The following is a 6,183-nucleotide window of genomic DNA, read 5'->3' on the forward strand; positions in this document are numbered from 1 at the left end:
CGGCGCGCGGGCTTCACGCCCGCCATCCGCCACGAGGCGGCCGAGCCTTCCACCGTGCTCGAGCTGGTGGCCTGCGGGCTCGGGCTGGCGATCGTCCAGTCCGGGCTGAAGCGGCTGGCGCCCTCGGGCGTGGCCTGGGCCGAGCTGCCGCGCGGTTTTGCGCTCGAACTCGAGGTGCATGCGGTGACGAGAAGAGTGCCGGGCGCGCTCGCCGAGCGCCTGCTCGCGTCGCTGCCGGCCGTCTGAGCCGTGGCGGTACCCGCCCGTCTCCTACACGCCGTGGTGCGCGAAGCCGATGCGTTCGCACCGCGCCACGTCGCATAGTCGAAAGCCATGAATCCCAAGCCCGCCAAGAAGTCTTCCAAGACCACGACCAAGCCCACGGCCAAGCCCCGCCAGCCTCCCAAGATCGACCTGCCCGGCCCCGACGTCCACGGCCTGCGCGAGCTGCCCAAGCTGCAGGTCGACGGCTACAGCCTGCAGTTGCGCGACAACGAGGGCTTCGTCGGCGACCAGGCGAGCCAGACCGCGTTTCGCGCGCTGCTCGAGCGCTGGCGCCGCAAGCACCGCAGCGACGGCACCGATCCGCTGGGCCTGCGACATTCGCGCGACATGAGCAAGAAGGAGCTCGACCGGCTGCTGCGCGGCCAGAAGGTCAGCGACGCGGCCAACGTGATGCACAGCGCGATCGGCGAGTTCGCGCAGGAACTCGCGGCCGTGATCCAGCGCTTCCTGCACCAGCCTTCATGGGAGAAGGTCGAGCGCATCGTGGTGGGCGGCGGCTTTCCCGAGAGCGAGGCCGGCGAGCGCGCGATCCTCGAGGCCGGCGCCATCCTCGAGGAGATGGGCGTGCACGTGCAGCTCGGCCGGCTCTCGCACGAGGTCGACGACGGCGGGCTGATCGGCTGGGTGCACCTGACGCCGCCCGAGATGCTCAAGAAGCACGACGCGATCCTCGCGATCGACATCGGCGGCACCAACGTGCGCTGCGGCATCGTGAAGACGCGCCACCGCAAGGCGCGCGACTTCTCGCTCGCGAAGGTGGTGCGGCGCGAGAAGTGGCGCCATGCCGACGAGAAGCCCAGCCGCACCAACTTCGTCGAGCACGTGGCCGGCATGCTCGAGGACATGGTGCGCTATGCCGAGCGCAAGAAGATCCGGCTCGCGCCCTTCATCGGCATCGCCTGCCCGGGCCTGATCCGCAAGGACGGCTCGATCGCGCGCGGCGCGCAGAACCTGCCGGGCGACTGGGAGAGCGAGAACTTCCACCTGCCGAGCGCGCTGTGGCGCCGCATGCCGATGATCGGCTCGGGCCCGACGCTGGTGCTGATGCACAACGACGCGGTGGTGCAGGGCTTGAGCGAGTTGCCGTTCATGCGCGATGTCGGGCACTGGGCGGTGCTGACCATCGGCACCGGGCTGGGCAATGCCAGCTTCACCAACCGGAAGTAGTTAGACCGCCAGCGCCCGCCGCCGGAGCCGCATGAAGCTGAACACGGCGGCGCTCGCCGCGCACGCCGTGCCCAGCCACAGCGCGTACACCGCGCCATTCGTGCTCGACACATGGAAGCAGGCCGCCACCAGCGCCGCGCCCGAGGACTGGCCCAGCAACCGCACCGTGCCGACCATGCCGCTGGCACCGCCGCTGCGCGAGGCCGGGGCCGAGCCCATGATGGCGCGCAGGTTCGGCGACTGGAAGAAGCCGAAGCCCGCGCCGCACAGCGCCATGCGCCAGACGATGCCGGCCACCGTGGGATGCGGCGGCAGCAGCGCCAGCGACAGCAGGCCCAGCGCGAGCAGCGCCAGCCCGACGCCGCAGAGCATGCCCGACTCGTAGCGGTCCGACAGGCGCCCGGCCACGGGGGCCATCGCGGCCACCACCAGCGGCCACGGCGTGATGAGGAAGCCGGTCTCGACCTGCGAGTAGCCCAGCAGCGCCTGGAACAGGAAGGGCAGCGAGATGAAGGCCAGCGCCTGCGCCGCGAACGAGCACACGGCCGTGGCCGCCGACAGCGCGAACACGGGATTGCGCAGCAGGTCCACGGCCAGGATCGGCGCCGGATGCCCGGACTGGCGCTTGAGCAGCCAGGCCAGCAGCCCGAAGCCCAGCACCGCCTGCACGACCACCGACTCGACGGTGGCCTGGTGCGCGGCCTCGGTGAGTGTGGAGGCCAGCAGCGCGAGCGCGGCGGCGCACAGCAGCGCGGCCAGGCCGTCGAAACCGTGGCCGTGGCGCTCGGTGGCCGGCAGGAAGCGCAGGCCGTAGAACACCGCCACCGCGCAGATCGGCACGTTGATCAGGAACAGCCAGTGCCACGAGCCCAGCAGCAGCACCAGCGATGCCGCCGTGGGTCCGCCCGCGAAGGCCAGCCCCACGACGAGCGCGTTCACGCCCAGGCCGCGCCCCAGCATGCCCGAGGGGTAGATGACGCGTACCAGCGCGCCGTTCACGCCCATCACGCCGGCGGCGCCCAGGCCCTGCACCACGCGCCAGCCGACCAGCGCGGGCAGCGAATCGGCCAGGCCGCAGCCCAGCGAGGACACGGTGAACAGCACCAGGCCCCAGAGGAACACGCGCCGGTGGCCGAGCACGTCGCCGAGCGCGGCGGCCGGCAGCAGCGCGGCCACCATCGCGAGCTGGTAGCCGCTGACGACCCAGGTCGAGGCCGCCTCGCTCACGCGCAGTTCGTTGGCGATGGTGGGCAGGGCGGTGTTGGCGATCGCGGTGTCGAGGCTGGCCACGCACACGCCCAGCATGACGGCGAGCAGCGAACCGAAGCGTTCGTGGGCCGGCAGGCCCGGGCCGACCGCATGGATCTCTTGACGGGAAAACAGGGAGGCCATCGCTCGCGGAAAGAAGAGTGCTGCGGCGTCCGGCGACGCCGTGGGAGGACGCGAAGGCTAGTCTTAAGGGGAAACCCTTGCAGGCGCTCGGAGAAGCGCGTCGCGGGCCCGCGGCGCCCGCCCGCCGCTCATTCGGGCTTGGCGCCCGTGGCCGCCACCACCTTGCCCCAGCGCGTGATCTCGCTGCGCACGAAGGCGCCGAACTCCTCGGGGCCGGTGCCCATCGGCACCAGGCCCTCGTCCCTGAAGCGCGCGCGCATGAGTTCGGAACCCAGCGCGGCGCGCGCGGCGTCGGCGATCCGGGCCACCAGCGGCGCGGGCATCTGCGCCGGCCCGAACAGGCCATACCACGAGCTGTACGCATAGCCGGGCAGCACTTCCGCCACGGCCGGCACGTCGGGAAAGGCCGCGAGGCGCTTCTCGCTCGTCACGCCCAGGGCCTTGAGGCGCCTGGCCTTCACGAGCTGCTGCACCGTGGCGACACCCGCGAAGGCCAGGTCGATCTGTCCCGCCACCACGTCGGCGATGGCCGGCCCGGTGCCCTTGTAGGGCACGCCCACGATGTCGATGCCCGCGTCGCGCTTGAGCATCTCGCCCGCGAGGTGGTTGGCGCTGCCCAAGCCCGCGATCGCCACGTTGAGCTTGCCGGGCTCGCGCCTGGCCAGCGCGATCAGCTCGCGCACGTCGTTGGCCGGGAGCGTGGGCCGCGCGATCAGGATGGCCGGCAGGCTGGCGATGCCCGCGAGCGGCGTGAAGTCCTTCTGCGGATCGAAGGGGAGGCTCGGGTACAGCGAGGCATTGATGGCGTGGCTGGTGTAGCTCAGCAGCAGCGCGCTGCCGTCGGTGGGCGCCTTGGCCACGGCCAGTGCCGCGATGTTGCCGGCCGCGCCCGGGCGGTTCTCGACGATGAACTGGTGGCCCAGGCGCGTGGTGAGCTCCTGCGCCAGCGCGCGCGCCACGATGTCGGTGCCGCCGCCGGGCGTCGCGCCCACGAGCAGGCGCGTGACCTGCTGCGCGCGAACGCCGAAGCTCGCGAGGGCCGAGGCGCTGGCGCCCGCGGCGATGAATCTGCGTCGAAGCATGCTTGTCTCTCTTTCGTTGTCATCGGGGGCCGGGCCGGCCGGTGCCGGCGCGCGGTTCAGGCCAGGGCGTCCGCCGCCAGCCGCTTCGGTCGCCAGGGCTCGAGCCGCATGTTCAGGGCCTGGGCCTGCCGTTGCTCGTAGGCCAGGAACTCGGACGTGATCGCGCTGCCGCGAACGCCGCCGCGCACCGCGCCCGCGCGCACGTCGCCGTAGTACTCCTCGAAGGCCGCGGGCAGCGGTTGCGACGAGGGGATCGCGAGCCACAGGCGCAGCAGGTGGCGCTTGTCGTCGGGCGCCTCGAAGTCCTCGAAGGGCGTGCGCGAATGCAGGGTCACGTAGTTGTTGAGCAGCTGCAGGTCGCCGCGCTCCAGGGTCATGGAGTAGCACAGCAGCGGGCTCGGCATCAGCTCGTCGAGCAGGTCGAGGGCCTCGACCTGCTGCGGCGTGAGGCGCGGCACCTCGGGGAAGTCGCGCTGCGCCGCATCGGTGTTCTTGCGGTTGGTGCGGGCGGCGAAATGCACCGGGTCGCTGCCGAAGATCGGGCAGCGGTAGAACGGCGGCTGCGACGGATCCTGTGTGCCCTGGTAGCTGTGGAAGAAGGGCTGCTGCAGCACCGGGATCAGGTCGGGGCGCAGGCGCTGCACCTCGTCGCGCAGCCGGATCGAGCTGATGACCTTGCTGGTGCCGCCGCTCTTGGCCGTGCGCCGGCACAGCAGGCCCACCACGTCGCACGAGTCCTGGTGGAAATCGAGGCCGGCGCTGGTGTTGTAGCCGCGGCCGCCCTTGACCTTGTAGTCGCCGCCTTCGTCGCGCACGTCGTTCATGACCTGGCTGGCGCGGTTTTGCGTGCGGCCGACGCCCATGTGCAGGCTCATGCCCCAGTAGGCGGTGCGCGTCTCGTCCTCGCTCCATTCGTCGACCGGAAAGCCCTTGAGCAGGCACATGCCCCAGCGGCCCTGGGTGGTCGCGACGGCGCGGGCCAGCGCTTCGCGCGAGGCCGCGGGCAGCGGGAAGTCCGCCTGCGTCATCGAGAGCAGCGGCTTGCCGAGCGCGACCGCATGCCGCAGCGCCGAGCGGAAGCCGTCGACCTCCGCCTCGCTGAGGCGCTGGATCCAGGAGCTGTCCTGGCGCACCTCTTCGGCGGTCCAGGCAAGAGGGGCGGCGGGTTGCGTGTCTTTCATTCGATCGGGTCCTCGGGTGTCGTTCGAAAAAGTCTAGGACCGCGCGATGCAAAGAAAAAGCGACACTATTTCAAGTCTTAGATAAGGAAATTTGATGAAGATCGACGCCTTCTCCACGCTCGATGCCGTGTTGCGCGGCGGCACCCTGGCGGCGGCCGCGCACGAGATGAACCTCACGCCCAGCGCCATCAGCATGCAGATGAAGCAGCTCGAGGCCTACCTGGGCCAGCCGCTGTTCGACCGCTCGGGCCTGCAGGTCAAGCCGATGAAGCTGGCGCACGAGGTCTCCTCGGTCATGCGCGATGCGCTGCAGCAGCTCGAGTCGCTGCGCAAGCGCGCGACCGTGAGCATCGAGGGCAGCGTGCGGCTCGGCGTGATCGAGTCGATGCAGCCCATCGTGCTGCCCGCCACGATGCGGCTGCTGCGCGAGCGCTATCCGCGGCTGGAGCTGCGCCCGGCGCGCGGCCGCAGCGCGTCGCTGATCGCGGCGGTGAAGGCCGGCGACCTCGATGCGGCGCTGGTGGCGCAGCCCGAGAGCGGCGGTTCGGCGCGGCTGCGCTGGCAGCCGATGCTGCGGCGCGAGCTGGTACTGGTGGCGCCGCCCACGGCCACCGAGAGCTCGGTGGCCGCGCTGTTCAAGCAGTACGACTGGATTCGCTACGACCGTTCCACCGTCACCGGCACGCTGGCCGCGCGCTTCGTGAGCACGCAGGTGCGCGAGAAGCGCGGCACGCTGGAGTTCGACAGCACGCCCGCCATCGTCGCCATGGTCAGCGGCGGCCTGGGTATCTCGGTGGTGCAGATCGCGGACCCGGGGCTGGTGGCGACCTACCCGGTGCGCATCGTGCGGCTCGGCCGCGGCGCGCCGATGCTGCAGCTGTCGCTGGTCACGCGCAAGACCGACGACGACAGCCGCACGCTGGCGGCGATGCGCGAGGCCATGCACACGGCGCTGATGACGGCGCAGCGGCAGCGCAGCGACCGCGGCATGTAGGGCCGCGCTACAGGTCTTCGGGCCGCAGGCCGCCCTCGACGCGCACGCCGCCCGACGCGGCCGCGATGTTGCCGGCCGCGTC

The 6,183-nt window shown here is 71.4% G+C and carries 6 protein-coding genes; 3 read left to right on the top strand and 3 right to left on the bottom strand.

All coding sequences use genetic code 11. The features are described 5' to 3' along the window. Together AC27VN_RS29630 and AC27VN_RS29635 are read left to right on the top strand one after the other, a co-directional pair. Positions 1–246, top strand: a 246-nt coding sequence (locus AC27VN_RS29630; protein WP_490878857.1) for a LysR substrate-binding domain-containing protein, incomplete at its 5' end; no start/stop codon positions are given. An 87-nt stretch (positions 247–333) separates the two neighbouring features. Beyond that, positions 334–1,452, top strand: a complete 1,119-nt coding sequence (locus AC27VN_RS29635) for an ROK family protein (protein ID WP_143129150.1) — start codon at positions 334–336, stop codon at positions 1,450–1,452. Here AC27VN_RS29635 and AC27VN_RS29640 read toward each other — a convergent pair whose 3' ends face one another. The 3 genes from AC27VN_RS29640 to AC27VN_RS29650 all read right to left on the bottom strand — a co-directional run bounded on the left by AC27VN_RS29640 (position 1,453) and on the right by AC27VN_RS29650 (position 5,107). Beyond that, positions 1,453–2,844 (bottom strand): MFS transporter, encoded by a 1,392-nt coding sequence (locus tag AC27VN_RS29640; protein ID WP_398496618.1) that lies wholly within the window; start codon positions 2,842–2,844, stop codon positions 1,453–1,455. It abuts the gene before it with no gap. A gap of 128 nt (positions 2,845–2,972) precedes the next feature. Further along, positions 2,973–3,926, bottom strand: a complete 954-nt coding sequence (locus AC27VN_RS29645; protein ID WP_490878858.1) for a tripartite tricarboxylate transporter substrate binding protein — start codon at positions 3,924–3,926, stop codon at positions 2,973–2,975. Between the two features lie 56 nt (positions 3,927–3,982). Continuing rightward, on the bottom strand, positions 3,983–5,107 hold the full coding sequence (locus AC27VN_RS29650; protein ID WP_490878859.1) for a TauD/TfdA family dioxygenase: 1,125 nt from the start codon (positions 5,105–5,107) through the stop codon (positions 3,983–3,985). 94 nt (positions 5,108–5,201) lie between these two features. Between AC27VN_RS29650 and AC27VN_RS29655 the strand changes: the two genes are divergently transcribed. Continuing rightward, positions 5,202–6,101 carry a LysR family transcriptional regulator gene (locus AC27VN_RS29655; RefSeq protein ID WP_057595686.1) on the top strand — a complete coding sequence of 300 codons (900 nt, stop codon included), beginning with the start codon at positions 5,202–5,204 and terminating at the stop codon, positions 6,099–6,101. Positions 6,102–6,183: the final 82 nt, after the last annotated feature.

Source organism: Variovorax sp. 20P10.2.4 (assembly GCF_058244205.1).